The organism is Streptomyces sp. NRRL S-340 (assembly GCF_000720185.1).
In the GTDB taxonomy this organism is placed as follows: Bacteria; Actinomycetota; Actinomycetes; order Streptomycetales; family Streptomycetaceae; genus Streptomyces.
The window spans coordinates 1-555 of the sequence record NZ_JOIY01000115.1 but is presented as its reverse complement, the minus strand read 5'-3'; the positions used below and the strand labels follow the sequence as shown (position 1 = coordinate 555).

General features: G+C 68.1%; 1 protein-coding gene. It reads left to right on the top strand.

Going from position 1 to position 555, the window contains the following annotated elements:
• On the top strand, positions 1 to 396 hold a 396-nt coding region (locus tag IG64_RS37185), incomplete at its 5' end, for an alpha-glucosidase C-terminal domain-containing protein (protein ID WP_037864971.1).
• Positions 397 to 555: the final 159 nt, after the last annotated feature.

Genomic DNA, 555 nt, shown 5'->3' with positions numbered 1-555 from the left:
GAACGCGAGGGCCGCACCATCGCCCCCCTCATCACCCGCCTCAACGACATCCGCCGCCGCCACCGGGCGCTCCACCACCTGCGCAACCTGCACTTCCACGCGACCGACAACGACGCCGTGCTCGCCTACAGCAAGCGCTCGGGCGAGGACACCGTCGTCGTGGTCGTCAATCTCGATCCGCACCACACCCAGGAGGCCACGGTCTCGTTGGACATGCGGCACCTCGGCCTGGACCCGCACGCGTCCACGTCCGTGCTCGACGAACTGACGGGTGAGACCTACCACTGGGGCAGGACCAACTACGTGCGTCTCGACCCCGGACACCGTCCCGCGCACGTGCTCCATGTCCAGCGACCGTCCACCTCGCCGCAGATCGGAGGGCCTCCCGCGCCATGACAGTCAACGAGCCCGTCCCCGACATCTTCGAGGACGCCCCGGCCAGGGACCGCGACCCGCAGTGGTTCAAACGTGCCGTCTTCTACGAGGTCCTGGTCCGTTCCTTCCAGGACAGCAACGGTGACGGCATCGGCGACCTCAAGGGGCTGACCGCCAAAC